Annotated in this window: 24 protein-coding genes; 8 read left to right on the top strand and 16 right to left on the bottom strand. The window is 64.7% G+C overall.

Annotation, left to right across the window (positions count from 1 at the left end; all coding sequences use genetic code 11):
* Positions 1–52: 52 nt before the first annotated feature.
* Positions 53–2923, top strand: coding sequence for an excinuclease ABC subunit UvrA (gene uvrA / locus ACQY4V_RS09015; protein WP_057789753.1), 2871 nt, complete (start codon positions 53–55; stop codon positions 2921–2923).
* Positions 2920–3288 carry a hypothetical protein gene (locus ACQY4V_RS09010; protein WP_428516699.1) on the top strand — a complete coding sequence of 123 codons (369 nt, stop codon included), beginning with the start codon at positions 2920–2922 and terminating at the stop codon, positions 3286–3288. Before uvrA ends, ACQY4V_RS09010 begins: the two co-directional genes overlap by 4 nt.
* 31 nt (positions 3289–3319) lie before the next feature.
* On the opposite strand, the gene ACQY4V_RS09005 is transcribed toward ACQY4V_RS09010, so the two are convergent.
* The 9 genes from ACQY4V_RS09005 to ACQY4V_RS08965 form a co-directional block, all read right to left on the bottom strand.
* Positions 3320–3661, bottom strand: a complete 342-nt coding sequence (locus tag ACQY4V_RS09005) for an excinuclease ABC subunit A (RefSeq protein ID WP_428516697.1) — start codon at positions 3659–3661, stop codon at positions 3320–3322.
* A gap of 192 nt (positions 3662–3853) precedes the next feature.
* Positions 3854–4729 (bottom strand): 3-hydroxyisobutyrate dehydrogenase, encoded by an 876-nt coding sequence (gene mmsB / locus ACQY4V_RS09000; protein WP_428516695.1) that lies wholly within the window; start codon positions 4727–4729, stop codon positions 3854–3856.
* 14 nt (positions 4730–4743) lie between these two features.
* Positions 4744–5775 (bottom strand): enoyl-CoA hydratase/isomerase family protein, encoded by a 1032-nt coding sequence (locus ACQY4V_RS08995; protein ID WP_428516694.1) that lies wholly within the window; start codon positions 5773–5775, stop codon positions 4744–4746.
* The gene (locus tag ACQY4V_RS08990; RefSeq protein WP_057789742.1) at positions 5772–6152 is read right to left on the bottom strand and encodes a hypothetical protein; all 381 of its coding nucleotides are present in this window, start codon (positions 6150–6152) and stop codon (positions 5772–5774) included. The genes ACQY4V_RS08995 and ACQY4V_RS08990 overlap by 4 nt, the downstream gene beginning before the upstream one ends.
* Before the next feature lie 15 nt (positions 6153–6167).
* Complete coding sequence (locus tag ACQY4V_RS08985) at positions 6168–7310, bottom strand: acyl-CoA dehydrogenase family protein (RefSeq protein WP_428516691.1); 1143 nt, start codon at positions 7308–7310, stop codon at positions 6168–6170.
* 205 nt (positions 7311–7515) lie between these two features.
* Positions 7516–8085, bottom strand: coding sequence for a L,D-transpeptidase (locus tag ACQY4V_RS08980; RefSeq protein WP_428516689.1), 570 nt, complete (start codon positions 8083–8085; stop codon positions 7516–7518).
* A 141-nt stretch (positions 8086–8226) separates the two neighbouring features.
* Complete coding sequence (locus ACQY4V_RS08975) at positions 8227–9360, bottom strand: carboxylate-amine ligase (RefSeq protein WP_428516687.1); 1134 nt, start codon at positions 9358–9360, stop codon at positions 8227–8229.
* An 87-nt stretch (positions 9361–9447) separates the two neighbouring features.
* The gene (locus tag ACQY4V_RS08970; RefSeq protein WP_428516685.1) at positions 9448–10497 is read right to left on the bottom strand and encodes an NAD(P)H-dependent flavin oxidoreductase; all 1050 of its coding nucleotides are present in this window, start codon (positions 10495–10497) and stop codon (positions 9448–9450) included.
* Between the two features lie 81 nt (positions 10498–10578).
* Positions 10579–12078: a CoA-acylating methylmalonate-semialdehyde dehydrogenase gene (locus ACQY4V_RS08965; protein ID WP_428516683.1), complete on the bottom strand. Its 1500-nt coding sequence runs from the start codon at positions 12076–12078 to the stop codon at positions 10579–10581.
* A 119-nt stretch (positions 12079–12197) separates the two neighbouring features.
* Here ACQY4V_RS08965 and ACQY4V_RS08960 point away from each other — a divergent pair, with 119 nt between their 5' ends.
* From ACQY4V_RS08960 to coaD, 3 genes are all read left to right on the top strand, one after another.
* Entirely contained in the window at positions 12198–13094 is an 897-nt protein-coding gene (locus tag ACQY4V_RS08960; protein WP_428516681.1) for a LysR family transcriptional regulator, read from the top strand.
* A 63-nt stretch (positions 13095–13157) separates the two neighbouring features.
* Complete coding sequence (locus tag ACQY4V_RS08955) at positions 13158–13595, top strand: CBS domain-containing protein (protein WP_428517201.1); 438 nt, start codon at positions 13158–13160, stop codon at positions 13593–13595.
* Positions 13596–13752: 157 nt separating this feature from the next.
* Complete coding sequence (gene coaD, locus ACQY4V_RS08950) at positions 13753–14247, top strand: pantetheine-phosphate adenylyltransferase (protein ID WP_152492731.1); 495 nt, start codon at positions 13753–13755, stop codon at positions 14245–14247.
* A 9-nt stretch (positions 14248–14256) separates the two neighbouring features.
* On the opposite strand, the gene ACQY4V_RS08945 is transcribed toward coaD, so the two are convergent.
* A complete protein-coding gene (locus ACQY4V_RS08945; protein WP_172978096.1) occupies positions 14257–14400 on the bottom strand; it encodes a hypothetical protein in 144 nt (47 codons plus the stop codon).
* A gap of 137 nt (positions 14401–14537) precedes the next feature.
* Positions 14538–15539 (bottom strand): type I glyceraldehyde-3-phosphate dehydrogenase, encoded by a 1002-nt coding sequence (gene gap / locus ACQY4V_RS08940; RefSeq protein WP_428516678.1) that lies wholly within the window; start codon positions 15537–15539, stop codon positions 14538–14540.
* Positions 15540–15708: 169 nt separating this feature from the next.
* Here gap and ACQY4V_RS08935 point away from each other — a divergent pair, with 169 nt between their 5' ends.
* Entirely contained in the window at positions 15709–16680 is a 972-nt protein-coding gene (locus ACQY4V_RS08935) for a DUF808 domain-containing protein (protein WP_428516676.1), read from the top strand.
* Positions 16681–16753: 73 nt separating this feature from the next.
* Here the strand turns inward: ACQY4V_RS08935 and ACQY4V_RS08930 are convergent, their stop codons facing one another.
* Positions 16754–17956: a PQQ-dependent sugar dehydrogenase gene (locus tag ACQY4V_RS08930; RefSeq protein WP_428516674.1), complete on the bottom strand. Its 1203-nt coding sequence runs from the start codon at positions 17954–17956 to the stop codon at positions 16754–16756.
* Positions 17957–18035: 79 nt separating this feature from the next.
* Positions 18036–20051 (bottom strand): transketolase, encoded by a 2016-nt coding sequence (tkt, locus tag ACQY4V_RS08925; RefSeq protein ID WP_428516672.1) that lies wholly within the window; start codon positions 20049–20051, stop codon positions 18036–18038.
* Positions 20052–20413: 362 nt separating this feature from the next.
* Here tkt and ACQY4V_RS08920 point away from each other — a divergent pair, with 362 nt between their 5' ends.
* Both ACQY4V_RS08920 and ACQY4V_RS08915 read left to right on the top strand, forming a co-directional pair.
* Positions 20414–20914: a hypothetical protein gene (locus ACQY4V_RS08920; RefSeq protein ID WP_428516670.1), complete on the top strand. Its 501-nt coding sequence runs from the start codon at positions 20414–20416 to the stop codon at positions 20912–20914.
* The gene (locus ACQY4V_RS08915; RefSeq protein WP_152492726.1) at positions 20914–21297 is read left to right on the top strand and encodes a cell division protein ZapA; all 384 of its coding nucleotides are present in this window, start codon (positions 20914–20916) and stop codon (positions 21295–21297) included. The genes ACQY4V_RS08920 and ACQY4V_RS08915 overlap by 1 nt, the downstream gene beginning before the upstream one ends.
* 237 nt (positions 21298–21534) lie before the next feature.
* Here the strand turns inward: ACQY4V_RS08915 and sucD are convergent, their stop codons facing one another.
* The 3 genes from sucD to ACQY4V_RS08900 form a co-directional block, all read right to left on the bottom strand.
* Entirely contained in the window at positions 21535–22416 is an 882-nt protein-coding gene (gene sucD, locus ACQY4V_RS08910) for a succinate--CoA ligase subunit alpha (protein WP_428516668.1), read from the bottom strand.
* A complete protein-coding gene (locus ACQY4V_RS08905) occupies positions 22416–23606 on the bottom strand; it encodes a malate--CoA ligase subunit beta (RefSeq protein WP_428516667.1) in 1191 nt (396 codons plus the stop codon). The genes sucD and ACQY4V_RS08905 overlap by 1 nt, the downstream gene beginning before the upstream one ends.
* Before the next feature lie 286 nt (positions 23607–23892).
* On the bottom strand, positions 23893–24120 hold the full coding sequence (locus tag ACQY4V_RS08900) for an N-(5'-phosphoribosyl)anthranilate isomerase (RefSeq protein WP_428516665.1): 228 nt from the start codon (positions 24118–24120) through the stop codon (positions 23893–23895).
* Positions 24121–24133: the final 13 nt, after the last annotated feature.

The following is a 24133-nucleotide window of genomic DNA, read 5'->3' as shown; positions in this document are numbered from 1 at the left end:
GAAGAACCGGCGCCGTAAACTATCTGTCAACGGGTGAGAGACCGGGGGCAGCATGGCCGAGCTGAAGAACATCGAAGTACGGGGCGCGCGCGAGCATAACCTCAAGAACATCGACGTGGACATTCCGCGCAACGAGCTTGTGGTGATCACCGGCCTGTCGGGCTCGGGCAAGTCGAGCCTGGCGTTCGACACGATCTATGCCGAAGGGCAGCGGCGTTACGTCGAAAGCCTGTCGGCCTATGCGCGGCAGTTCCTGGACATGATGGAAAAGCCGGACGTGGACCATATCAGCGGTCTGTCCCCGGCGATTTCCATCGAGCAGAAGACGACATCCAAGAACCCGCGTTCGACCGTCGGTACGGTGACCGAGATCTACGACTACCTGCGGCTTTTGTTCGCGCGGGTCGGCACGCCCTATTCCCCCGCCACCGGCAAGCCGATCGAGGCGCAGCAGGTGCAGGACATGGTCGACCGGGTGCTGGCGATGGAGGAGGGTACGCGGGCCTTCCTGCTGGCGCCCATCGTACGGGACCGCAAGGGCGAGTATCGCAAGGAATTCCTGGAACTGCGCAAGCAGGGCTTTCAGCGGGTGAAGGTGGACGGCACGTTCTACGAGCTTGACGAGCCGCCGACGCTGGACAAGAAATTCCGCCATGACATCGACGTGGTGGTCGACCGCATCGTGGTGAAGGACGGCATCGGCACGCGGCTGGCCGACAGTTTCCGCACCGCGCTGGACCTCGCCGACGGGATCGCCATCTTCGAGACCGCGCCGAAAGAGGGCGAGCCGGAGCGCACCACTTTCAGCGAGAATTTCGCCTGTCCGGTCAGCGGCTTCACCATCCCCGAGATCGAGCCGCGCCTGTTTTCGTTCAACGCGCCCTTCGGGGCCTGTCCGGACTGTGACGGGCTGGGCATGGAGCTGTTCTTTGACGAACAACTCGTGGTGCCCGACGCCGCCTTGAAGCTGTATGACGGGGCGCTGGCGCCATGGCGGAAGGGTAAGTCGCCCTATTTCCTTCAGACCATCGAGGCCATCGCGCGGCATTACGAGTTCGACGCGAACACGCCGTGGCGCGACCTGCCCGCGCATGTGAAGCAGGTGTTTCTGCACGGCTCGGGCGACGAGGAAATCCAGTTCCGCTATGACGAGGGTGGGCGGGTGTATCAGGTGTCCCGCGTGTTCGAGGGCGTGATCCCGAACATGGAGCGGCGCTATCGCGAGACGGACTCGAGCTGGATCCGGGAAGAGTTCGAACGCTACCAGAACAATCGTCCCTGTGGCACCTGCGGCGGTTATCGTCTGCGGGAAGAAGCGCTGGCGGTGAAGATCGGCAAGCCGGATGACCTGCGCCATATCGGGCAGGTGGTGCAGATGTCGATCCGCGAAGCGTTCGACTGGTGCGAGACGGTGCCGGAGGCGCTGACGGTGCAGAAGAACGAGATCGCGCGGGCGATCCTGAAGGAGATCCGCGAGCGGCTGGGGTTCCTGAACAATGTCGGCCTGGAATACCTGACGCTGAGCCGGAACGCGGGCACGCTGTCGGGCGGGGAAAGCCAGCGCATCCGGTTGGCCAGCCAGATCGGGTCTGGCCTGACCGGGGTGCTCTATGTTCTGGACGAGCCGTCGATCGGGCTGCACCAGCGCGACAACGGGCGGCTGTTGCAGACGCTTCAGAACCTGCGCGATCAAGGCAACACCGTGATCGTGGTGGAACACGACGAAGAGGCCATCCGAACCGCCGATTACGTGTTCGATATCGGCCCCGGTGCGGGTGTGCATGGCGGCGATGTGGTCAGCCACGGCAAGCCCGAGGCGGTGGCGGCGGACAAGAACTCGATCACCGGGCAATACCTGTCGGGTGTGCGCGAGATTGCCGTCCCGGCCGAGCGTCGGACGGGCAATGGCAAGCAGGTCAAGATCGTCAAGGCCACGGGGAACAACCTGAAAAACGTGGATGCCGAGTTTCCGCTGGGCAAGTTCGTCTGCGTGACCGGCGTGTCGGGCGGGGGCAAGTCTACGCTGACCATCGAGACGCTGTTCAAGACGGCCTCGATGCGCCTCAATGGCGCGCGCCAGACGCCCGCGCCCTGCGAGACGATCAAGGGGCTGGAGCATCTGGACAAGGTCATTGACATCGACCAGCGGCCCATCGGGCGCACGCCGCGCTCGAACCCCGCCACCTATACCGGGGCGTTCACGCCGATTCGCGACTGGTTTGCCGGGCTGCCCGAGGCCAAGGCGCGCGGATACAAGCCGGGGCGGTTTTCCTTCAACGTCAAGGGCGGGCGGTGCGAGGCGTGCCAGGGCGACGGCGTGATCAAGATCGAGATGCATTTCCTGCCGGACGTCTACGTGACCTGCGAGACCTGCAACGGCGCGCGCTATAATCGCGAGACGCTGGAAATACAGTGGAAAGGCAAGAGCATAGCGGACGTTCTTGATATGACTGTCGAGGACGCGCAGGAGTTCTTCAAGGCCGTGCCGTCGATCCGCGAGAAGATGGATGCGCTGATGCGCGTGGGGCTGGGCTATATCAAGGTGGGCCAGCAGGCCACGACCTTGTCGGGCGGCGAGGCGCAGCGGGTGAAACTGTCGAAGGAACTGGCGAAGCGGTCCACGGGCCGGACGCTCTATATCCTCGACGAGCCCACCACGGGTCTGCATTTCGAGGACGTGAAGAAACTCCTGGAAGTGCTTCATGAACTTGTGGAAAGTGGCAATACGGTCGTGGTGATCGAGCACAATCTGGACGTGGTGAAGACCGCCGACTGGATTGTCGATATCGGTCCCGAAGGCGGTGATGGCGGCGGCGAGATCGTGGCCGTGGGAACGCCCGAGGATGTGGCCGAGGTCGAGCGCAGCCACACCGGGCGCTATCTCAAGGACATGCTGGCGGCGCGGAAGGTTGCCGCGGAATGACGCGGCTTGCCTTTGTCCTGCTGGGGCTGATGCTGCCCTGTGGGGCAGTGGCGCAGGCCGGGCCGGACTGCGGTTTCGCGGAAGAGCCTTGTTTCTGCGGCGGGCTGTTCTTTGTTCTTGAAGTCGGAGACGGCGATGCTGCGTTCGAGGCCGAGTTGCGCCAACGGGCCGCGGAAATGCGGGCGCGTGTACAGGCGTTTCACGGCGAAGCGGCAGGCAATCAGTTGTTCGATGGCTGGGCCACGGCATGGCGGGGCCTGCCGCAAGGCACGGACGGGCAGGTGATGCTGGCAAAAGGCTTGGCGCGGTGCGAAGGTTACGTCACCGGCGTGGCGGGGCGACCGAGCGTATCGGTCAGCCCTTAAAGGTATTTTTTCAGAAGTTTGCGCGCTGAACTTAATTCAGGATGCGCGCGGCTGCCCCGATCAGATCGAGCACTTCGCGGGTGTCGCGATCGACGCGCAGAACCTGGTCTCCGACGCGATAATAGGTACCATAGGGGTCGAGCCCATAGCGGCCGGGATCGCGGATCACGATATAATCGCCGTTGATGACGTCACCCCGGCGGTACCCGTCATAGCGATCGTGGTCATACCCCGAATGTTTCTTGGCCTGTCCCGGCGGAACGCACGGCACGGCTTTCTTGGCCAGCCCCGGAGGGCAGCCGTTCGACTTGGCCGCCACGGGCCCGGCAAGCGACACGGCGACGATGGAGGCGGTCAGGACGGGTTTCCACATGTGGTTTCTCCTTCTGCTTTGGCGGATAACACCTGGGCAGAAGCAGCGTTCCTCAGGGTCAGGTGCGCCGGCGGCTTCATGCCGGTTGCGCCGGTGCGTGGATGCCGGACCGGGAAAAGGGGGCGCTGCCCCCGCGCCGAAACAGGGTTTCGACGCTCCCCCGGGATATTTTCGGCCAGAGGAAGAGGCGGCTCAGCTCTCGTGCCCGCGGTTTTCGAACCGGGGCAGCATCGCGCTGAAATCACGGCCATTGCCGTCTTCGTCCTCGACGAAGCGGCGGTAGAGCTCGCGCGCGGCCTGGCCGATGGGCGTGTCGGCGTCGGCGGACTCGGCGGCATGCATGGCCAGGGTCAGATCCTTCAGCATCAGTTCGGCGGCAAAGCCGGGCTTGTAGTCGTTGTCGGACGGCGATTTCGGGCCGATACCCGGGGCGGGGCAGTAGGCGTTCATCGACCAGCTGTAGCCCGAGGAGGTCGACACCACGTCGAACATCGCCTGCCGGTCGAGGCCCAGCTTGTCGGCGAGCGCGAAAGCCTCGCAGGTGACGATCATGGTGGCGCCGAGGATCATGTTGTTGCAGATCTTGGCGGCCTGACCGTTGCCCGAGGGGCCGCAATGCACGGCCTTCTGACCCATGATGTCGAATAGGGGCTTGGCCGTTTCGAACGCGCCGTCGTCGCCGCCCACCATGAAGGTGAGCGTGCCGCCCTGCGCCCCGCCGATGCCGCCCGAGACGGGGGCGTCGAGCGCGCCGAGGCCCGCGGCGTTGGCCTGTTCGGCCACGGCGCGGGCACTGTCCACGTCGACGGTGGAACAATCGAGCAAGACGGCGCCCTGTTTCATCGCGGGGATCACCGTGTCGGCCACTTTGCGCAGGATCTGACCGTTGGGTAGCATGGTGATGACCACGTCTGCGTCTGCTGCCGCGGCCTCGGCGCTGTCGGCCTGGGCCACGCCCTCGGCGGTGGTGCCGGCAGTGTCGAAGCCTGTCACCTCGTGCCCGGTGGCGGCCAGGTTGGCGGCCATGGGCGCGCCCATGTTGCCCAGTCCGATGAATCCGATCTTCATGTCAGGTCCCTCCCTCAGGTCTTGAATGTCATTGCGTCCGGCCCCAGTGGCAGGAGCATCTTCTCGGCGGCCGCGGTGGGCGGCGCGGCGAGGTCGTGCTGCCAGTTCGGGCTGCGGTCCTTGTCGATCACGGCAGCGCGGATGCCTTCGAGGAAATCTCCATGCTCCATCGCGCGGAAGGTGAAGCGGTATTCCAGCTCCAGCGCGTGGCGGATATCGCCCCCCGCGCCGCGCAGACGGTGCAGGATTTCCACTGTGGAGGCCATCGACAGGGGAGAATTGCGGCGCATGGATTTCAGGGCGGAGGCGGCTAGGTCGCTATCGGACGCCTCCAGCGCGGTCACGATCGCGGCAAGGTCGGCGCCGTCGAACAGCGCGTCGATCTCGGGCTGCTGGTCGTGCAAACTGCCGCTTGGGGGTGTCTGGCCTTTGATGTGGCCGACATCGCCGGTCTCTTCGAGTTTCTCGATAATGGCGGGCCAGTGGTCCTGCGGGATGTAGCTGTCGGCAAAACCGGCATAGATCGCGTCGGCCGGGCCCATGCGGGAGGTGGTCAGGCCCAGGTATTCGCCCAGCCGGCCCGGCGCGTTGGCGAGGATCAGCGAGCCGCCCACGTCCGGCACCAGCCCGATGCCGCATTCGGGCATGGCGATCTGGCTGCTGTCGCAGACGATCCGGTGTGACCCATGGCAGGAAATGCCCACGCCGCCGCCCATGGTAAAGCCCTGCATGAAGGCGATATAGGGCTTGGGGTATTCGGCGATCTTGGCGTTCAGGCGGTATTCGTCGCGCCAGAAGGTCTGCCCATAGGCGAAATTGCCCGCGCGCCCGGTGTCGTATAGCTGCTGGATATCGCCGCCTGCGCAGAAGGCCTTGTCGCCTTCGGCGTCGATGATGACCAGCGCGACGTCGTCGTCGGTGGCCCAATCGTCCAACGCTTTTTCGATGGCAAGGCACATGTCGTAGGACATGGCGTTGAGCGCCTTGGGGCGGGTGAGGGTGATGCGGCCCGCGCGACCGGTTTTGCGGATCGAGATGTCGGTCATGCAGTCTCCAACTTTTGCAGAACCTTAGTGCGCTTCGCTGCGTAAGCTTGCTCTAGCCTAGCCGGAGCATCCCGCCTTCCAAAAACAACATTGAGGAATGAAAGCATTAGAAACAGGCCTGTTTCGAAAGCTTTCCAAGCAAGCAATGCGAATACACACAAAAGCAGTATCGATAGCAGAATGCCAAAGGCGTGTGGCATGTGTCCCGGATCGAGTTGCGGAACAGCCGTGACCAGCAATCCTAGCGTTCCACCCAACAAACACGCGCTCACTGCGGAGAGTATCAAGAACAGGACAGGGCCGAGAAGCGGCACCTTTCCGGTTATCCTGAACAGCATCATCTGCACGGAAAGGACGGCGTATTGGATATGGAGCAAGCGACTCACTCCTTGTCACCCTTCCGCCAGCATCTGCCGCGCCACGATCAGGCGCATGATCTCGTTGGTGCCTTCGAGGATCTCGTGCACGCGCAGGTCACGCACGAGTTTTTCTATGCCGTAATCGGCAAGGTAGCCGTAGCCACCATGCAGTTGCAGGCACTGGTTGACGATCCGGCTGCCTGCCTCGGTGACGAATTTCTTGGCCATGGCGCAGTATTTCGTGGCGTCCGGCGCCTTGGTGTCGAGCTTCCACGCGGCCTGGCGCAGGAAGACGCGGGCGGCCTGCAGCTCGATCTCGAGGTCCGCGAGGCGGAATTGCAGGGCCTGGAACTGGTCGATGCTTTGCCCGAAGGCCTTGCGCTCGCGCATGTAGGCCTTGGTCATGTCGAGCGCCTGTTGCGCGGCCCCCAGAGAACAGGCGGAGATGTTGAGCCGCCCACCGTCAAGCCCGGCCATGGCGTAGCTGAACCCTTTGCCTTCTTCGCCGACGAGGTTCTCGGCGGGAATGGTGCAATCGTCGAACTGCACCTGCGCTGTGGGTTGGCTGCGCCAGCCCATCTTTTCTTCCAGTCCGCCAAAGCTGAGCCCTTTGGTGCCGTCCTCGACATAGACCGTGGAAATACCCTTGGGACCATCCTCGCCGGTGCGGACCATGCAGACATAGGCGTCCGAATACCCGCCGCCCGAGATGAACGCCTTGGTGCCGTTGAGCGTATAGCCGTCGTTGGTGCGCGCGGCGCGAGTTTTCAGGGCTGCGGCGTCCGAGCCAGAGCCGGGTTCGGTCAGGCAGTAGGACAGCACCGTCTTCATCGGGATCACGTCGGGCAGGACGCGGGCCTTGAAGTCGTCGCCGGCGAAATTGTCGATCATCCGGGCGCACATGTTGTGGATCGACAGGAAGGCCGCGACCGACGGGCAGGCCATGCTGAGCGCCTCGAACACCAGCGTGGCATCGAGCCGCGAGAGACCCGCGCCGCCGGACTCCTCGCTGACGTACAGACCGCCGAAGCCCAGCTCGCCCACTTTCGGCCAAAGCTCTTTGGGGATGGTGCCCTGCGCCTCCCAGTCGCGGGCGTGGGGCGCGATGGCGTCCTGTCCGAAGGCATGGGCCATGTCGAAGATGGCGGTCTGTTCCTCGCTGAGCGCGAAATCCATCGCTTGGTCCTCCTCGTCTTACCCGGGCGGGTAATTGAACGTGTGTTTAATTAACCTGTTCGCGGCGGCGTCGCAAGGTGTGATCCGAGGGTCGCGCAGAACGCGGCCGGGAATCAAGCGCTGTCGGTTTCCGCCCTCGCCAACGAAAAGGGCGCCGCACCCCGGTGCCGCGCCCTTTCCTGAATGTCCGATGTTGCCCTTGGGGTCAGAGGACCAGAACCTTGGTGCCGACCTCGGTCTTGGCGAACAGCTCTGCGATGTGCTCGTTGTAAAGGCCGATGCAGCCCGAGGACGAGCGGCGTCCGATCTTGCGGGTGTCGTGGGTGCCATGGATCAGGTAGGCGGGCCAGGCGAGGTACATCGCATGCGTGCCCAGGGGGTTGCCGGGGCCGGCATCCATGAAATCGGGCAGGCTGGGGTCGCGTTCTTTCATGCTTTCGGTCGGCGTCCAGGTCGGGCCGACCTTCTTGCGCACGATCTCGGTATAGCCGCGGCGCGTCAGCTCGTCGGTCATCGGAACCGAGGACGGATAAAGCGAGTAAACCCCGCTTGCATTCCAGTGATGCACGGCGCGGCTGTTGATGTCGCAGACGATGCGGCCCGTGCCCAGGCTGTCGAAATAGTCGTTCCAGTCGCGGGTCGTGAAAGAGGATGCGTTGCGCTTGACCGACGACGACAGCGGCGCGTTGTCCTGCGCGAGCAGCACGGACGGTGCGGCAAGGCCCACTGCGGCCCCGAGAAGCGTGGCGCGGCGTGTAAGACGTGTCTTGGACATTGGGGTGCTCCGTAATGCGTGTATTTCCGCTCTATTTAACGGGATTGGCAGAAAGGTTAAGGGAAATCCCGCGCGATTTTGCCGGCTCACGCAGGTTTGAAGGCCGGAGCCGGCGGTACGGCGCCTATCGGTGCGGTGATGTCACAGGTCGGCGTGAAATTCCTCGACAAGGTGTTCGACCACGGCGCGCAGGGCGGCATCCGGCGCGGCGCCCGCCTCCGTTGCCGCTTCAAAGGTCCGGCGCTGCCGGGTCGAGGAGGTGCCGGTGCGCATCACTTCGCGCAGGGTCTCGACCTCGGAGATGCAGGCGAAATAGCGGGCGTCCTCGTCGATCAATTCCAGCAGTTCCTCGGCCAGTTCGGCCATCGGCACGATCGCGCCGCGGCCGAAATCGATCAGGCCCTCGCGGGTGCCGTAGCGTTGCGCCCGCCAGCGGTTCTCGTCCACCAGGAAGCGGTCGTAGATGCGCCAGCGCTGGTTCTTCGTTGCCAGCCGCCAAAGCATCCGGGTGATGCACTGAGTGAGCGCGGCCAGCATCAACGTGTGTTCCATCCGGGGCTGGACATCGCAGATCCGCGACTCGATGGTCGGAAACTTGGAGGACGGGCGCAGGTCCCACCAGATCTTGCTGGCGTCCTCGATCACGCCAAGCTCGGTCAGTGATCCGACCGAGCGCTCGAACTCGGTAAAGCTTTCCATGCGCGGGGGAAGGCCGGTGCGGGGCAGGTTGTCGAACACCGTCAGGCGGTAGCTGTCCAACCCGGTGTCGTGCCCCTGCCAGAACGGTGACGAGGTGCTGAGCGCCAGCAGGTGCGGCAGGAAATAGGTGAGCTGGTTCATCAGGTCGACGCGGCGGTCGGGGTCCTCGATGCCGACATGGACGTGCATCCCGCAGATCAGCATCCGTTGCACGACCCCCGCGAGGTCATTGCTCAGCGTGTTGTAGCGGTCCTTGTCGGTGTGCGGTTGGTTGCGCCAGTCGGAAAACGGGTGGCAGGAGGCGGCGATCGGGCGAAGGTTATGGGCGGCAGCGTGTTTGGAAACGCAGGCACGCAGGCGCTTGAGATCCTCGCGCGCCTCGGAGACGTCGCGGCAGACCTTGGTGCCGATCTCGATCTGGCATTTCAGGAACTCGGGCGCGACCTGGTCCTGCAACTCCTCGGCGCAGGCGTCCATCATCTCGGACGGTGCCTCGGCCAGGGCGAGGCTGTCGCGGTCCACCAGCAGGTATTCTTCCTCGATGCCGATGGTGAAATCGGGGCCGTCTTGGGTCATGGCTGCCCTCCCTGTTCGACGATACCAGCAGGAACCGGGCCGGTTTGGCAAGCCTTTGCTGCGCACTGGGGGCGTTGCCGGGGCGTTTCAGCCTGCCATCGCGGCCTTGGCCGAGGCCACCAGCGCGGCCAGCCTCTGTCCGGCGTCGCCCGACGGGGCCAGAGCCGCGCTTTGGCCGTAGAGCGAGAACTGGTGCGCCGGGCCGTCGGCCTCGAGCAAGGGGCGGCTGTAGTGATACATCAGCGGGAAGGGGGCCGCGTCCACTTCGGCCATTGCGTCGATCCACGGCGTGCGGTGCGCCCGCGCCGGGCGGCCCGAGCCGGCCCGTGTCACGCGGGTGCTTTCATCGGTGCCGTCCTCCACCGCCTCGGGGTGATGCGGCTTGCGGTTGGCCTCGTCCGCGGTGATGAAGGCCGTGCCGATCTGCACGCCGGCAGCGCCAAGCGCGAAGGCGGCAGCGATGCCGCGCCCGTCGGCGATGCCGCCTGCGGCGATCACCGGCACATCGACCGCGTCCACGACCTGTGGCAAGAGCGAGAAGAGGCCAACCTGCGCGTCGTTCTCCAACTCCAGGAACAGGCCCCGGTGCCCGCCGGATTCCCAGCCCTGGGCGATTACCGCGTCGACGCCCCGCGCGACGAGCCATTTGGCCTCGGCCACGGTGGTGGCCGAACACAGGATCTTGCAGCCCCTTTCCTTGAGCGCGACGATGGCGGCGTTCTCGGGCAGGCCGAAATGAAAACTGACCACCGCCGGAGGGCGCGCCAGAAGGCAGTCCAGCTGCGCCGCGCCGAAAGGCTGGAACGACGGGGTCGGCATCCCTTCGGGAAGGGTCGCGCCGGCCGCGTCATAATGCGGGCGCATCGCGTCGAGCAGTGCGGCGTGGTGGTCCTGGGTGATCTCGCGAGGCTCGTGGCAGAAGAAATTCAGGTTCACGGATCGGTTCGTTGCGCCCGCCAGCGCCTCGATGTCCTCGGCCAGCTTTTCCGGTGATAACGTGGCGCAGCCATGCGAGCCCAGCCCGCCTGCGTTCGACACCGCCGCCACCATCGCCGGTGTCGTGGTGCCCGCCATCGGGGCCTGGATGATGGGATGCTCGAGTCCCAGTAGGTCGCAAAGCCGTGTGTCGGGCCACATGTACTGTTCCTCCTTTCAAAACCAAACCGGGCCGCGGCGGTTTGCCCGCGCGGCCCGGTCATTATCCTCATGGCACGGCGTTCAATCCATGGCCTTGAAGTTGAATTCGCCGCCTTCCTTGATGCCGCTGGGCCAACGGGCCGTGACGGTCTTGGTGCGGGTGTAGAATTTGAAGGCGTCGGGGCCGTGCTGGTTGAGGTCGCCAAAGGCCGATTTCTTCCAGCCGCCGAAGGTGTGATAGGCGAGCGGCACGGGGATCGGCACGTTCACGCCGACCATGCCGATGTTGATCCGGTTGGCGAAGTCGCGCGCGGCGTCGCCGTCACGAGTGAAGATCGCCGTGCCGTTGCCCATCTCGTGGTCCATCGCCAGCTTCAGCGCCTCGTCGTAGGAGCCGGCGCGGACGGTCGACAGGACCGGGCCGAAGATTTCCTGCTGGTAGATGTCCATGTCCGGGGTCACCTTGTCGAAGAGATTCGGCCCGACGAAAAAGCCGTCCTCGTAGCCCTGCAGTTTGAAGTCGCGGCCATCGACGACCAGTTCCGCGCCTTGTTCCACACCGGATTCGATGAGGCCCAGGATCTTTTCCTTGGCGGCGGCGGTCACGACGGGGCCGTAGTCCACGTCATCGCCGGCGGTGTAGGGGCCGACCTTCAGCTTCTCGATACGGGGCACCAGCTTTTCGATCAAGCGATCGGCGGTCTCGTCGCCCACCGGCACGGCCACGGAAATCGCCATGCAGCGCTCACCGGCCGCACCGTAGCCCGCACCGATCAGCGCGTCGGCCGCCTGGTCCATGTCGGCGTCGGGCATGACGATCATGTGGTTCTTGGCGCCGCCGAAGCACTGCACGCGCTTGCCGTTCGAGCAGCCACGGCCATAGATGTACTCGGCGATCGGGGTCGAGCCAACGAAGCCGATGGATTGCACGGTCTCGTTGTCGATCATCGCGTCAACGGCCTCCTTGTCGCCGTTGACCACTTGCAAGAGGCCCTTGGGCAGGCCGGCCTCTTCCAAGAGTTCGGCCAGCATGATCGGCACCGAGGGGTCGCGCTCGGACGGCTTGAGGATAAAGGCGTTGCCGCAGGCCAGCGCGGGCGCGAACATCCACATCGGGATCATGGCGGGGAAGTTGAACGGCGTGATGCCGCCCGTGACGCCCAGCGGCTGGCGCATCGAATACATGTCGATGCCGGGGCCCGCTGAATCAGTGAACTCGCCTTTCAGCAGTTGCGGCGCGCCGATGCAGTATTCCACCACTTCGAGGCCACGCTGCACGTCGCCCTTGGCGTCGGGGAAGGTCTTGCCGTGCTCGGAACTCAGCGTCTCGGCCAGCTTGTCCATGTCGCGGTTCAGCAGGCGGACGAATTCCATCATCACCCTTGCACGCTTTTGCGGGTTCATGGCGCCCCAGGCGGGCTGGGCCTTGGCCGCGATCTCGACCGCGTGGTCGAATTCTTCCTTGCTTGCCAGCGGGCAGCGCGCCTGCACTTCGCCGGTGGCCGGGTTGTAGACGTCGGAAAAACGGCCCGACTGGCCGGGCACGCGGGCGCCGTCAATGTAGTGAGTCAGCTCTTTCATGTGGGTTCTCCTCGGGTTTGGGCGCAGGTTAGCGTTGCGTTTTTGATGGGAAAAGAGGCAATATTCCAAAAGGGCTTTGCAGGAATGCAAAGCAACACGCGGGATCGAAGGGCAGGGGCATGGTATCGAACTGGGACGACCTGCGGGTATTTCTTGCCGTGGCGCGCACCGAGAGCCTGTCGGCGGCGGGCCGGTCGCTGAAGCTCGACCCCGCCACCGTGGGCCGCCGCATCGCGCGGCTGGAGGCCGATACCGGCGCGCCGCTCTTCGCCAAGTCGCCCACCGGCTATGCGCTGACGGATGCGGGCCAGCGCCTGATGGGGCATGTGGGCCGCGCCGAGACGGCGATGCGCGATGCCGACGAGGAGATGGCGGGGCAGGCGGGCGGCCTGTCGGGGCAGATCCGCATCGGTGCGCCGGATGGCTGCGCCAATTTCATCCTGCCGCAGGTCTGCGCCCAGATGGCCCAGGACAACCCGGACCTCGATCTGCAGATCGTGGCCCTGCCGCGGGTCTTCAACCTCAGCCGGCGCGAGGCGGACATGGTGATCGCGGTCAGCCCGCCGTCGGCCGGACGTCTGAGCGTGCAGAAGATCACCGATTACAGGCTGCACCTGGCCGCCGTTCGCTGGTATCTGCGCCAGGCGCCGGAGATCCGGTCGGTGGACGACCTCGCTGCGCATCGGATGGTGGGCTACATTCCCGACATGATCTTCGACAAGGAACTGGATTACCTGGGCGAGACCGGGGCGGACCGGGTCGCGCTGGCCTCGAACTCGGTCTCGGTGCAGGCCCATTGCATCCAGCAAGGCGGCGGTGTCGGCATCGTGCACGACTTCGCGCTGCCGTTCTTTCGCCGCCTCGACAAGGTCCTGCCCGACGAGATCAGCCTCACCCGCAGCTTCTACCTGGTGCGCCACCAGGACGACCGGCGGCTGGACCGGATGAACCGTTTCGCCACCGCGCTCTGCGACGGTGTTCGCGCCGAGGTGGCACGGCTGGAGGCCGAAGCTTGACAGAAAAACGGTTCTGGGGGACGCTGGACGTCCGGTTGAACATGAATGAACGAGGGCCCCCGGATGATCGTCCAGCAAATTCTCAAATCGAAAGACAGCGACAGGGTCATCACCGTGACGCCCGACACCAAGGTGTCGGAGGCTGCAGGGATGCTGGCCAAGCACCGGATCGGCGGCCTTGTTGTATCGGTCGATGGCACCATGGCCGATGGCATCCTGTCGGAACGCGACATCGTGCGCGGCCTTGCCACGTCGGGTTCGGGCTGTCTGAACGACAAGGTGTCGGACCTGATGACCCCGAAACCCGTCTGCTGCACCAAGCAGGACAGCGCCGACACCGTGCTGGTGCGCATGACCGATGGCCGCTTTCGCCACATGCCGGTGGTCGATGACGAGGGCAAGCTGATCGGAATGGTCACCATCGGCGATGTGGTGAAGGCCCGTCTGCAAGAGCTGTCGATGGAAAAGGCCGCGCTGGAAAGCATGGTGATGGGGCACTGAGACCGACCGGCGCGACCCGAGTTCTCGACCGATAGCGAAAGCGCTGCGCGCGCCCTCGGGTCTCATCGTTTCAAAAAAACTCCGCCTGGCGCTGTCGCTTGCAATTCCCTAACGTTTGTAGTTGCTTGCAGGTCGTCACGACACGAAGGAAGACCCCATGCGCATCGGTCTCTATCCCGGCACGTTCGATCCGATCACCTTGGGTCATACGGATATCATCGCCCGCGCGGCGACACTGGTGGACCGTCTGGTCATCGGCGTCGCCATCAACCGCGACAAGGGCCCGCTTTTTACGCTGGAAGAGCGTGTGGCGATGGTCGAGGCGGAATGTATCGGGATCAGCGCCGCCACCGGCACCGAGATCGTGGCGCATCCGTTCGAGAATCTGCTGATCGACTGCGCCCGCGACGTGGGTGCCAGCGTGATCATCCGCGGCCTGCGCGCCGTGGCGGATTTCGAATACGAATTCCAGATGGTCGGCATGAACCGCGCCATGGACGACCGGATCGAGACGGTCTTCCTGATGGCCGACGCGCGCCGCCAGGCCATCGCCAGCAAGCTGGTCAAGGAAATCGCGCGGCTGCACGGTGATGTGACCCGCTTTGTCACGCCCGCCGTCAAGGAGGCGCTGGAAGAGCGTTTCCGGGACTAAGGGCCCGACCTAGCGCCAGAAGGCCAGCCACTCGATCAGGTCGACTGTCTTGCGGGCCAGGAAGAACGACGCCTGCATGTCGTTGTAATAGTAGTCCCAGCCAAGCCCCGCGATGATCAGAAGGGCGAGGAAAAGCGCGATCTTGTTCGTCATGTGCCGCTTTCGTGTCTCCGCCCCGGACCCATGCCCCGTATGCCTCAGCCGGGGTGCGTCATGCAAGGGGGATGAAAAAGCCCCCCGGCATGTGCGCTGCCGGAGGGCCTGAACGTGTCACTGCTGCCTGGGTGGCGTCAGGCAAGCCGCGCCATCGCCACGGCCACGTCGGCCATGCGGCACGAAAAGCCCCATTCGTTATCGTACCAGGCCAGCACGCGCACCAGCCGGCCGCCGGTCACGCGGGTCTGGTCGGGGGCGAAGATCGAGCTTTCCTCGGTGTGGTTGAAATCGACCGACACCTTGGGTTCGGGATCGTAGCCCAGAACGCCCTTCATCGGACCTGCCGCCGCTTCGGCCATGATGGCGTTCACGTCGTCCGCGGTCACGTCCTTCTTCGCGAGGAAAGTCAGGTCCACCGCCGACACGTTCGGCGTGGGCACGCGGATGGCCGAGCCGTCGAGCTTGCCCTTGAGGTCGGGCAGCACCTCGCCCAAGGCCTTGGCGGCGCCCGTGGAGGTGGGGATCATCGACATGGCCGCGGCGCGGGCGCGGTACAGGTCTTTGTGGCGGCGGTCCAGCGTTGGCTGGTCGCCGGTATAGGCGTGGATCGTGGTCATGATGCCGCTCTCGATGCCGATGGCCTCGTGCAGGACCTTGGCGACCGGGGCAAGGCAGTTGGTGGTGCAGGAGCCGTTCGAGATCATCCGTTCGCCGGGCTGCAATTCGCCGTCGTTGACGCCGAAAACCACGGTGCGGTCGACGTTCTTGCCGGGTGCGGACAGCAGGACCTTGCCCGCGCCGCGCTCCAGGTGCTTTTTCGCCTTCTCGCCATCGTTGAACTTGCCGGTGCATTCCAGAACCACGTCCACGCCGGACCAGTCCAGTTCGTCCATGTCGTATGTCGAGAACATCTCCATCGGGCCGCGCCCGAGGTCCATCGTGCCGTCGCCCAGCGTGATGTCGCCCGGAAAGCGGCCATGCACGCTGTCGTATTTCATCAGGTGCGCCGCGGTTTCCAGCGGGCCGGTGGCGTTGACCTTTGCGACCTTGATGTCGTTGCGCGTGCTGGCCGCGATATGGGCCAGGGTGCAGCGGCCGATCCGGCCGAATCCGTTGATGCCGACGGTGACGGTCATTTTGTTCTCCTATCCGGGTGTTGGGGGCGATATAGACCCAAGGGCGCGCCGCTGAAACCCTTAAAACGCAGGGGTTTGGCGTGTTAGCGTTAACCGTTTGCGCAAACCCGCCGCCACGGGGCATGATTGCGCCAACAATACTCGACGAAGCGTAACGAGAGGCATGAGCATGAGTGGACTTCTGGCACTGCTGGACGATGTGGCGAGCCTGGTGAAGCTGGCGGCGGCCTCGGTCGACGACGTGGCGGGCCAAGCGGCCAAGGCGGGGGCCAAGGCGGCGGGCGCGGCGATCGACGATGCCGCCGTGACGCCGAAATACCTGCGGGGCTTCGCGCCGGCCCGCGAACTGCCGATCGTGTGGAAGATCGCGCGCGGGTCGCTGTTCAACAAGCTGGTGTTCCTGTTGCCGGCGGGGCTGGCGCTTGCCAACTTCGCGCCGTGGCTGATCCCGCCCTTGCTGATGCTGGGGGGCGCATATTTATGCTTCGAGGGGGCCGAAAAGGTGGCCCATGCGCTTGGCGTGGGCAAGCATCACGGCGGGCCGGACGGAAGTCACCAGAACAAGGATCCCGCGCATCTGGAGGAAAAGCGCGTGCAAGGCGCGATCAAGACGGATTTCATCCTGTCCGCCGAGATCATGACCATCGCGCTGTCGAACATTCCGCCCAGCAATTTCTGGATGGAGGCCGCGACACTGGCCGTGGTCGCCGTGGGCATCACCGTGGTCGTCTATGGCGCGGTAGCGCTGATCGTGAAGGCCGACGACGCGGGGCTTTTCATGGCGCAGAACGGCAATTTCGGCGTCACGCGCGCCCTGGGCCGCGGGATCGTCAAGGGGATGCCCTATTTCATGAAACTGCTGATGATCGTGGGCACCGCGGCGATGCTCTGGGTCGGGGGCTCGATCATCCTGCACAGCCTGGCAGAGATGGGGTGGTCGATGCCTTATGACACGATCCACCATTGGGCCGAGGACGCCGCCCATGCGGTGGATCAATTCCACGGTCTTGTCGCCTGGGGCGTTCAGGCGGCCGTGGACGGCGTGATCGGGCTGGCCCTGGGGCTGGTGCTCATTCCGATCGGCACCAAACTCGTCGCGCCGGTCTGGGCGTCGGTGTTCGGAAAAGGCGCGGCCCACTGAGCCGCGCCTGACATCGCAAAGCCTTGATAGAGCGATGGCCCACGATCACGATCGGGGGGCGGGGTGCCCGGCCTCAGCCGCCCGCGCCGTCGGTCGTGATCCGCACAAGGCGTCCGTCGGCATAGTCGGTGATCGCCAGAATCGACCCGTCGCCGTCCACATCCACGTCGCGCACGCGGCCCAGGTCCATGGCCAGACGCTCTTCGGCGGCAACCTTGCCGTCGGCGTCCATTTCCAGGCGGACGATGCCGCCCGGCTTCAGCGACCCGATCAGGAAATCACCGTCCCAATCGCTGAACACGCCGCCGTCATACGAGGTCATGTCCCCCGGTGCGATCACCGGGTCCCAGAAATAGACCGGCTGCTCCATGCCGTCGCGCTGTGCCTCGCCCGAGCCGATGGGTGCTCCGCCATAGGTCTCGCCGTAGGAAATGACCGGCCAGCCATAGTTCTTTCCGGGTTCGGGACGGTTCAACTCGTCGCCGCCCTTGGGGCCGTGTTCGATGGTCCAAAGCTCCCCATCGCGCATCGTGGCCCCCTGCACGTTGCGATGGCCGTAGGACCAGATGCTGTCGATGGCGTCTTCGTCGCCCACGAACGGATTGTCCTGGGGAACCTCGCCGTCAAGCGTCACGCGAACTATGACGCCAAAGGTGTTGGACGTATCCTGCGCGTAGTCGCGGTATTCCATTGAGGAATGCTCGCCGGTGGTGATGAACACGTGCCCCGCGTCATCGAAGACGAGTCTGGAACCGAAATGCTTGTCCACGGTGGCGCCCGGCTCCTGCACGAAAATCTCAGTCAGGTCGGTGACCTCGGTCATGTCCTCGCTCAGCGTGCCATAGGCCGCGGCGGTCGCCATCAGGCCGTCCCCGACCGGCTTGGCGTAACTGATATAGATCCGGCGCGTCTCGGCGAAGTCGGGGGACAGCACCACGTCAAGCAGCCCGCCCTGACCCTGTGCCGCGACCTCGGGCATTCCGGCGATCGGGTCTGACAGCGTTCCGTCCTCGGCGACGTGGCGCAGGCGGCCGGGGCGTTCGGTCACGATGTAGCCGCCGTCCTCCGGCAGGATCGCGATCCCCCAGGGATGTTCCAGCCCGGTCGCGATATCGGTGACCAGAAGGTCTACGTCGCTGGTGTCGAGCGGCGCGCGGAATTGGCCCTCGAAGGCCGGTTCGAGATCGGTGTTGCGCGGTTCACGCTCGAATTCCTGCCCGAAGGCGGGCAGGGCGACGACAAGGGCAGTTCCTGTCAGGATCGGGCGAAATGTCATGTGGGGGATCTCCTCTGATGCATCGAGGAGAAAACCCGCGCGCGCGAGGGCGGTTCCCGCGCGCGCGATCACAGATGCGTCAGAGCAGCGACTTGGCCTTCTCGGCCACGGCCTCGGCGGTGATGCCGAACTGCTCGTACAGAACCTCGGCCGGGGCGGACGCGCCGAAGCCGTGCATCCCGATGAAGCCCGATTTCTCGCGCTTGCCGCGCTCGCCGTACAGCCAACGGTCCCATCCGAAGCGGATCGCGGCCTCGACCGCGACGCGCACGGGGCCTGCGGGCAGGACCTTGCGGCGATAGGCCTCGTCCTGTTCCTCGAACAGCTCCCAGCAGGGCATCGAGACGACGCGCGTGCCGATCCCCTCGGCCTGCAACAGGTCCCGCGCGGCCATGGCAATCGCCACTTCCGACCCCGTGGCCATCAACAGCGCCTGCCGCTTGCCTTCTGCATCGGCTAGCACGTAGGCGCCCTGAGCGGTCAGGTTCTTCTGCTTGTGCTCGGTGCGCAGCGTCGGCACGCCCTGGCGGGTCAGCGACAGGACCGACGGGGTCGACTTGGAGCTGAGCGCCAGTTCCCACGCCTCGGCGGTTTCCACGGTGTCGCAGGGGCGGAAGACGTTGGTGTTGGGCGTCGCACGGCTGATCGCCAGGTGCTCGATCGGCTGGTGGGTTGGGCCGTCCTCGCCCAGGCCGATGCTGTCATGGGTCATGACGAAGACGCTGGGCACCTTCATCAGGGCTGCCAGCCGCATCGCCGGGCGGGCGTAGTCGGTGAAGCACATGAAGGTGCCGCCATAGGGGCGTATGCCGCCATGCAGCGCCATGCCGTTCATCGCCGCCGCCATGCCATGCTCGCGGATGCCGTAATGGATGTAGCGGCCCCGGCGGTTGCCCTCGTCGAAGACGGTCATGTCGCCCGACTTGGTGTTGTTCGAGCCCGAAAGGTCGGCCGAGCCGCCGATGGTTTCCTGCATGACCGGGTTCACGACCTCCAGCACCATCTCGCTGGATTTGCGGGTGGCGACCTTGGGCGCTTCCTCGGAGATCTGCTTTTTCAGCGCCCGGATGCGCGAGGCCAGCGATTTCGGCACGTCGCCGTCCATTATGCGGGTGAACTCGGCCTGGCGGCGGTCGCTCAGCTCTCCCATGCGGGTCTTCCACTCGGCATGCGCCTCGGCGCCGCGCTTGCCGATGGCTTCCCAGGCTTTCTTGATGTCGGCGGGCACCTCGAACGGGCCGGTCGTCCAGCCATAGGCCTCTTTCGCCGCCGCCATCTGGTCGGCATCCGTCAGCGCGCCGTGGCCTTTCGACGTGTCCTGTGCCGCGTGCCCCAGCGCGATATGCGTCTTGCAGGCGATCATCGTGGGGCGGCGGCCGGTCTTGGCCTTGGTCAGGGCCGTGTCGATCTCTTCGGGGTCGTGGCCGTCGATCTCGATCACCTGCCAACCCTCGGCGCGGAAGCGTTTCACCTGGTCGGTGCGGCTGGCCAGATCGACCTTGCCGTCGATGGTGATGTTGTTGTTGTCCCACAGCACGATCAGCTTTCCGAGGCTCAGGCGCCCCGCAAGGCCGATCGCCTCGTGGCTGACGCCCTCCATCAGGCAGCCGTCACCGGCGATGACATAGGTGTGGTGATCCACGGCCTTCTTGCCGAAGCGCGCGCGCAGGGCTTCCTCGGCGATGGCGAAGCCGACGGCGTTGGAGATGCCCTGGCCCAGCGGGCCGGTGGTGGTCTCGATCGCGTCATGCAGAAAGTTTTCCGGGTGGCCCGCGGTGAGCGCGCCCCACTGGCGGAAGTTCTTTATCTGGTCGAGCGTCATGCCTTCGTAGCCGGTGAGGTAGAGCAGCGAGTACAGCAGCATCGAGCCATGCCCGGCGGACAGGATGAACCGGTCCCGGTCGGGCCAGTTGGGGGCGCTTGCATCGAATTTCAGGTGCTTTTCATAGAGCACGGTGGCCACGTCGGCCATGCCCATGGGCATACCGGAATGGCCCGAATTGGCCGCGTGGACCGCATCCAGCGTCAGCGCGCGGATGGCGGCGGCCTTGTTCCAGTGATCGGGATGAGCAGAGCGCAGGGCAGCGATATCCACGGGGCAGCGTCCTTTTGGAAATGGCATTCGGGGCCGTGCATACCAGCCCCGAAGCAAAGATCAAGCGCCCCCGCGCCACCCCAAAGCGTTTCGCCTTTGACCCGAGGCATCATCCAATGGCGAAACGCAGGCAACGATTGGCTGGCGTACCACGTTTCGCGGGTAAGCAGCACATCAGCTTTGTCGCGAAACGCCTTGGGTTGCAGTATCACGTTAAGGGGCGCAATTTCTGTAACCATTGGTTAGAGTTGCAGCACATGCTTAAGGCGGGCGATTCGCACACTCTTCGGCACTCGTGCCGATGTGCATGGTGCCGATCCACGACCTGCCGCGACGGGCAAAGTCAGACGGGGACCGAGGAGATGAGCGAGATAGTGGAATTGGAGCGGCGGATCAACGCCGCGTTGGACCGCATCGGGCGTGGACTCGAGGCGGGCGCCGGGGCCGCGGTGGACCCCGCCGAACTGGCCGAGGTGAAGCAGGCCCTTGCGGATGAGAAGTTGGCGAGCGAACAGCTTGAAGAGCGGGTCAAGTCCCTGCGCGACAAGCGCAACGCGCTGGAGGAGGAACTGGAGGCGCTGCGCGAGCAGAACGCCCAGTCGCTGTCGCGGCTTGATGGCGAGCTGCAATCCCTGCGCCGGGCCAATCAGCAATTGCGCGACAACAACGTCGCCCTGCGCGAGGCCAATGCCGCAGGGGTTGGCGAAGCGCACCTGATCAACAAATCCATGATGGCGGAACTGGAAAGCCTGCGCGCCAACCGCGCCGCCGACCGGGCCGAGACCAGCGCCATCCTGTCGGAACTGACCGCCGTGCTGGAAGGCGCGGCCAAGCCCGACACATCCAATGCGGAGGACGCCTGATGCCCGAAGTCGAGATCGAGATCGGGGGGCGCACCTTCGAGGTCGCCTGCCAGGACGGCGAAGAACACTACCTGCATGCTGCCGCGAAGATGCTGGACGAAGAGGCCAGCGTGCTGTCTGCCCAGATCGGCCGCATCCCCGAGACGCGCATGCTGTTGATGGCGGGCCTGATGCTGGCCGACAAGACCGCGGGCGTGCAGGACAAGCTGCGCGAAGCCGAGGACAAGATGGCCGAGAAGGAGGCCGAACTGGACCAACTGCGCAATGCGCCCCAGCCCGAACCCGAACGCGTCGAGGTGGCGGTGATCCCGGAACAGGTGACGGAATCGCTGGCCGAGATCGCCGCCCGGGCCGAGAGCCTCGCAGACCAGATCGAGCGCTGACCCAAAGCGTTTCGAACGACCTGGATCACGACTTTTTGGCGACGCGCAGTGCAGGGCCTGGCCTATGCAGGTGCCCCGCCTTCATCCAGTTTGCCAGGTTAAAGACCGGACGCTTCGGATCAGCTTTGCGGCTCAGGCCCTTGGAAAGAATAAGCCCCGGCACTTGACATGCCGGGGCTTCGTGATGGCCCAGGTTCGGCGCAACGCTTGGGAGAGTGCGCGCCGCCCTGACGTGGGTCAGGCCACCATTTTCTCGACCACTTCCCCGAAGGACGACGGTGTCGGCACGATGGTCACGCCCGCCTGTTTCAGGATGTCGACCTTTTCCTGCGCCGACTCGCCGAAGGCCGACACGATAGCGCCCGCGTGGCCCATGCGCCGGCCCTTCGGGGCCGACAGGCCGGCGATGTAGGCCGCCACGGGCTTGGTCATGTGATCGCGGATATATTCCGCCGCCTCGGCCTCTTGCGGGCCGCCGATCTCGCCCACCAGAACCACGGCGTCGGTGTCGGGGTCGGCCTCGAACAGCTCCAGAATGTCCTTGAAGCTGGACCCGTTGATCGGGTCACCGCCGATCCCGATGGAGGAACTGACGCCGATGCCATGCGCGCTCATCTGGCTGGCCGCTTCATATCCCAGCGTGCCCGAGCGGCCCACGATGCCGACGCGCCCCGGCTTGTAGATCGAGGGCGGCATCAGACCGGCGAAGGCCTGTCCGGGCGTGATGATCCCGGCGCAGTTGGGGCCAATGAGGCGCATGCGTTTCTCGGCCTTGTAGCGCCGCATGTAGCGTTTAACGTCGATCATGTCCTGCGCCGGGATGCCGTCGGCGATGCAGACGCAGGTCTTTATGCCCGCATCCGCCGCTTCCATGATCGAGTCCGCGGCAAAGGGTGGGGGCACGAAGCTGACGACCAGTTCGGCATCCGTCTCGGCCACGGCGCCCTTCACGGTGTTGAACACCGGCAGACCCAGATGCTTGGTGCCGCCCTTGCCGGGGGTGACGCCGCCCACCACATTGGTGCCGTGATTGATCATGTCCTGGGCGTGAAAACTGCCGATACGTCCGGTGAACCCGGTGACCAGAACACGTGTATCCTTGTCGATGATGATCGCCATCAGCTTGCCTCCGCATATGCGCTGTCGGTGGAGCGCCACGCGGCCACCACCTTTTCCGCCGCTTCCGCGAGGGAAGAGGCCGTTTCGATGTCCAGCCCGCTGTCGTTTAGCAGCTTCATGCCTTCGTCGACATTGGTGCCCGAAAGGCGCACCACCAGCGGCATCTTCAGGTCCAGTTCCTTGACCGCCAGGATCACGCCCTCGGCGATCCAGTCGCAGCGGTTGATGCCGGCGAAGATGTTCACCAGGATCGCCTCGACATTGGGGTCGTTCAGCACCGACTTGAAGGATTGCAACACCCGCTCGGGGCTGGCCCCGCCGCCCACGTCGAGGAAGTTCGCGGGCTCTCCACCGGCCATCTTGATCATGTCGAGCGTCGCCATTGCGAGGCCCGCGCCGTTCACGATACAGCCGATCTGGCCATCCAGCCCGATATAGCTGAGGCCACGGTCGCCCGCGTAGGTCTCGCGCGGGTCCTCCTGGCTCTTGTCGCGCAACTCCGAGATATGCGGGTGCCGGAAGAGCGCGTTCTCGTCAAAGCTGACCTTGGCATCCAGCGCCACGATCTCGTTCGAGCCGGTCACCACGAGCGGGTTGATCTCGACCATGTTGGCGTCGGTTTCCCACATCATACGATAGCAGCCCATGATCGTCTTGGCCGCCTGGTTGATGAGCGCGGGATCGAGACCCAGCGAAAAGGCGATCTCGCGCGCCTGGAAGTTCTGCATGCCCACGGCGGGGTCGACCACCGAGCGGATGATCGAATCGGGCTCGCTTTCCGAGATTTCCTCGATCTCCATGCCGCCCTGGGCCGAGGCCACGACCACCACGCGCTCCAGCTTGCGGTCCATCACGAAGCCCAGGTAGATTTCCTGCGCGATGTCGGTGGCCTCTTCCACGTACAGACGGCTGACCAGCTTGCCGTTCGGGCCTGTCTGGTGGGTCACGAGCTTGCGGCCCAGCATCCACGAGGCTGCATCCCAGACCTCTTCCTCGGATTTGCAGATGCGTACGCCACCGGCCTTGCCACGGGCGCCGGAATGGATCTGCGCCTTAACGACCCAGCTTTTGCCCGACAGTTCCGAACAGCGATAGACCGCCTGTTCCGGGCTGTAGGCGATGCCACCCCGCGGTATGTTCACGCCGAAGCCGCTCAGCAACTCCTTGGCCTGGAATTCATGGATGTCCATGCACATGCCCTCCTCGCATCGTGTTGTCCCATTCTGTCCTGCAAACCGCCCGCGCGATACTTTCGCACGGGTAGCAATGTGCACCCCGGGTTGGGGGAGGGGCCGGAACGGGTAGGGCGGGCTACCCGGAACGCCCATGATGGGATACCTTGGGATGCGCGGAAAAGCCGATGCGAAACAGGTGTTTACGAAAGGAAACAGATCAAAGGTTGCGCGGATAGAATTTGCGCAAATTCTATCCCGGAGAATGCGTATTTTCCGGGCCAATTTCTGCGCAGAAATTGGCTCACAGAAGTTTGCGGATGGGTTCTTGATTGCAGAATATCACGATCTGTCCCGCGTTCTCGACCGCGTGGTAGCCGCGCCGCGACAACTCGTGTTGAAGCCGGTCGCGACCGACATAGCGATCCACGTCGCTCAGTTTCCGTCGCACGATCCGGCCATCGCGCGCGGCCTTCGAGGAAAACAGGCTGTCGAACCATTGTTCGACGGAAATCGGGCCATGATGTCTCATGGCCCGATCTTCA

The sequence above is a fragment of the Roseovarius sp. genome, from assembly GCF_965277045.1.
Classification (GTDB): Bacteria; Pseudomonadota; Alphaproteobacteria; order Rhodobacterales; family Rhodobacteraceae; genus Roseovarius.
Note: the sequence above shows the minus strand (reverse complement) of the source record. Positions and strands in the feature narration are given on the sequence as shown.

Bases quoted from the DNA above. Each gene is read 5' to 3' on its own strand.
- uvrA (WP_057789753.1), top strand. From the start codon at position 53: ATGGCCGAGCTGAAGAACATCGAAGTACGGGGCGCGCGCGAGCATAAC.
- ACQY4V_RS09010 (WP_428516699.1), top strand. From the start codon at position 2,920: ATGACGCGGCTTGCCTTTGTCCTGCTGGGGCTGATGCTGCCCTGTGGG.
- ACQY4V_RS09005 (WP_428516697.1), bottom strand. From the start codon at position 3,661: ATGTGGAAACCCGTCCTGACCGCCTCCATCGTCGCCGTGTCGCTTGCC.
- mmsB (WP_428516695.1), bottom strand. From the start codon at position 4,729: ATGAAGATCGGATTCATCGGACTGGGCAACATGGGCGCGCCCATGGCC.
- ACQY4V_RS08995 (WP_428516694.1), bottom strand. From the start codon at position 5,775: ATGACCGACATCTCGATCCGCAAAACCGGTCGCGCGGGCCGCATCACC.
- ACQY4V_RS08985 (WP_428516691.1), bottom strand. From the start codon at position 7,310: ATGGATTTCGCGCTCAGCGAGGAACAGACCGCCATCTTCGACATGGCC.
- ACQY4V_RS08980 (WP_428516689.1), bottom strand. From the start codon at position 8,085: ATGTCCAAGACACGTCTTACACGCCGCGCCACGCTTCTCGGGGCCGCA.
- ACQY4V_RS08975 (WP_428516687.1), bottom strand. From the start codon at position 9,360: ATGACCCAAGACGGCCCCGATTTCACCATCGGCATCGAGGAAGAATAC.
- ACQY4V_RS08970 (WP_428516685.1), bottom strand. From the start codon at position 10,497: ATGTGGCCCGACACACGGCTTTGCGACCTACTGGGACTCGAGCATCCC.
- ACQY4V_RS08965 (WP_428516683.1), bottom strand. From the start codon at position 12,078: ATGAAAGAGCTGACTCACTACATTGACGGCGCCCGCGTGCCCGGCCAG.
- ACQY4V_RS08960 (WP_428516681.1), top strand. From the start codon at position 12,198: ATGGTATCGAACTGGGACGACCTGCGGGTATTTCTTGCCGTGGCGCGC.
- ACQY4V_RS08955 (WP_428517201.1), top strand. From the start codon at position 13,158: ATGATCGTCCAGCAAATTCTCAAATCGAAAGACAGCGACAGGGTCATC.
- coaD (WP_152492731.1), top strand. From the start codon at position 13,753: ATGCGCATCGGTCTCTATCCCGGCACGTTCGATCCGATCACCTTGGGT.
- ACQY4V_RS08945 (WP_172978096.1), bottom strand. From the start codon at position 14,400: ATGACGAACAAGATCGCGCTTTTCCTCGCCCTTCTGATCATCGCGGGG.
- gap (WP_428516678.1), bottom strand. From the start codon at position 15,539: ATGACCGTCACCGTCGGCATCAACGGATTCGGCCGGATCGGCCGCTGC.
- ACQY4V_RS08935 (WP_428516676.1), top strand. From the start codon at position 15,709: ATGAGTGGACTTCTGGCACTGCTGGACGATGTGGCGAGCCTGGTGAAG.
- ACQY4V_RS08930 (WP_428516674.1), bottom strand. From the start codon at position 17,956: ATGACATTTCGCCCGATCCTGACAGGAACTGCCCTTGTCGTCGCCCTG.
- ACQY4V_RS08920 (WP_428516670.1), top strand. From the start codon at position 20,414: ATGAGCGAGATAGTGGAATTGGAGCGGCGGATCAACGCCGCGTTGGAC.
- ACQY4V_RS08915 (WP_152492726.1), top strand. From the start codon at position 20,914: ATGCCCGAAGTCGAGATCGAGATCGGGGGGCGCACCTTCGAGGTCGCC.
- sucD (WP_428516668.1), bottom strand. From the start codon at position 22,416: ATGGCGATCATCATCGACAAGGATACACGTGTTCTGGTCACCGGGTTC.
- ACQY4V_RS08905 (WP_428516667.1), bottom strand. From the start codon at position 23,606: ATGGACATCCATGAATTCCAGGCCAAGGAGTTGCTGAGCGGCTTCGGC.
- ACQY4V_RS08900 (WP_428516665.1), bottom strand. From the start codon at position 24,120: ATGAGACATCATGGCCCGATTTCCGTCGAACAATGGTTCGACAGCCTG.